The following is a 2,016-nucleotide window of genomic DNA, read 5'->3' as shown; positions in this document are numbered from 1 at the left end:
GAGCCTGGGCGATGGCGTGATGCACAGCTGTGAAGGTTTCCTCGCCATTGACCAGCGGTTGATAGCCGGCCGCCACGGGATGGTATTCCGTGTTGTGGACGTACCACGGCGGTGTGCAAACGGCTTCATTGGTGTGCCGTAGGCAAATGGGGACCACGATGTTGGGTTGCATCATTGCTCTGTCTCTTCCTTGTTATGGTTGGGGGCATTCGTCAGGACGGCGTATAGCGCACGGATTCGACCTGGCCCAGTCGGCTGATGCCTTTCACGCCTGATCCCCATAAACAGCAGTCGATAGCTCATCCGTAAAATATCCAATCCACCTTTTCTGGGCCGACTGTCACCCGGTCAGGGAGCAGGAATCGGTACTCACGATGACGCACGTTCAGCGTCGGCAGGGCCTGGCCCTCTTCGAAGCGGCGGATGACAGCGTACCCGGCGGCGATCCAGTAGCCGGTTTGCGTACAGGCCTGGCCGCTTTGGCAGGTTGTCGAGGGTTGCTCAGCCCTGATGAAGGCGGGTGAATCGGGCGTGGGTTTGCCGGTGGCGGGTTCGAGACCCTTGGCCTCGGCCAGCTCGCGGATCAGCGCCTCGCTGGGTTTTTGCGGCGGGACGTTGGCCAGGCGGGCTTCGAGCCATTGGAGTTTGCCGTCCCATTCAGGTAGTTCGGCGGGTGGCAAGGGGAGGATGTCGTTAATTTCCGGGACTGTGGGGTTGGCGTAGGAGTAGTTCGCCAGGATTTGCCAGATTTTTTTGTAGCGCTCAGCGCGTTCGAGGTCTTCTTGTTGCCCGAGGTAATACAGCTCATTGGTGATGGGCGGAGCGCGAAATGCCTCTTCCAGACGGCCGGCAGCGTTCTCGTTACCGGCTGCGGTTCCCATCTGAAGTACCTCAAGCGCCTGTCGGTATTGTCCCTTGTGCTGATGATCAATGCCCAACGCAACAGCCGCTTTACCTTGACCTTGCTCAGTAGCGCAATGATACATTTGTGTCGCTATTTCCGGCGCAACGTCAATTGGATCAAGTTTATCTCCCACAAGATACTGGGCCTGGGCACTGCCCTGATCAGCTGCTTTGCGGAAATAACGCAACGACATCTCGGGGTCCTGATGCAGTCCCGCCGAGCCCTGCTGCAGGAAAATCCCGACGAAGTAGTAACCTGTCGCCACGCCTGCATCGATTAATTGTTGACTCATACGCAGGTGCTGGGCGCCACTCAGCTCGAAATGCCCCCGCATCGCGCCGTTTTGCAGATTGATATTGGCCTTGAAATGTCCGTTCTCGGCCGCGATGCGATACAACCGTTCAATCTCGGTATCAACGGTTCTGTCCTGCTTGAGCTGGTTGTTTTTTTGCAACCAGCGCCCGTACTGAAACAGCACATCACTCTCGGCTGACGGTGCAGGGATCGTTTCGTGTTTGCAGGTGAAGGCCAGCTTGGCCTTGATTTCAGTTAAAGGCTTCACGGAAGGATCCTTCTTGGGGAAATAAAAACTACCATCGCTGCCGCAAGCAACCAGCAGCAGGCAGGGCAATAGGAGGAACAGGCGCATCAGTCGAGATCCTTCAGGATGGCCTTGTCGTAATAGAACTCGACGAGTGAAGCGTCGGGCTTTGCCTTATTTTTTTGGAGACGTTTGTTCTTGTCGGTGATGTCCTGCCAAGCCTTAAACGCATCCTTCTCATCATCCTGCGACCCCCTCTGACCCGTATGCAGATCCCACAACCGCCGCCGCAACGCCTGGGTCACGCTCATCCACTCATGGGCAATGTTCAGTTCGCTGTCCACCTGCATGCTGCGGGTGTTGATATTGGCCGAGCCCAGGGTGGTGAACACGTCGTTGATGATCATCAACTTGGAGTGGATATACACCGGCATCCAGGGTTTGCCCGCCGGTGAATCGGGGGCGACCAGCGAGCATATGTGCACCTTCAAGCCAGGTATTTCCTCGGGCACAACGGTGCTGTCCAGGATCTTTTGTTTCTTGCGTTCAAACTCGGCCTTCCATCGAGCCT

2 protein-coding genes are annotated in these 2,016 nt (G+C 56.6%); both read right to left on the bottom strand.

Translation table 11 applies throughout. From position 1 onward, the window contains the following. Positions 1-299 precede the first annotated feature (299 nt). On the bottom strand, positions 300-1,553 hold the full coding sequence (locus tag AACY31_RS28585; protein ID WP_339505624.1) for an SEL1-like repeat protein: 1,254 nt from the start codon (positions 1,551-1,553) through the stop codon (positions 300-302). Continuing rightward, on the bottom strand, positions 1,553-2,016 hold a 464-nt coding region (locus AACY31_RS28580), incomplete at its 5' end, for a phospholipase D-like domain-containing protein (RefSeq protein ID WP_339505623.1). The genes AACY31_RS28585 and AACY31_RS28580, both read right to left, overlap by 1 nt.

The sequence above is a fragment of the Pseudomonas sp. RL_105y_Pfl2_101 genome, from assembly GCF_963970585.1.
Classification (GTDB): Bacteria; Pseudomonadota; Gammaproteobacteria; order Pseudomonadales; family Pseudomonadaceae; genus Aquipseudomonas.
Note: the sequence above shows the minus strand (reverse complement) of the source record. Positions and strands in the feature narration are given on the sequence as shown.

Bases quoted from the DNA above. Each gene is read 5' to 3' on its own strand.
- AACY31_RS28585 (WP_339505624.1), bottom strand. From the start codon at position 1,553: ATGCGCCTGTTCCTCCTATTGCCCTGCCTGCTGCTGGTTGCTTGCGGC.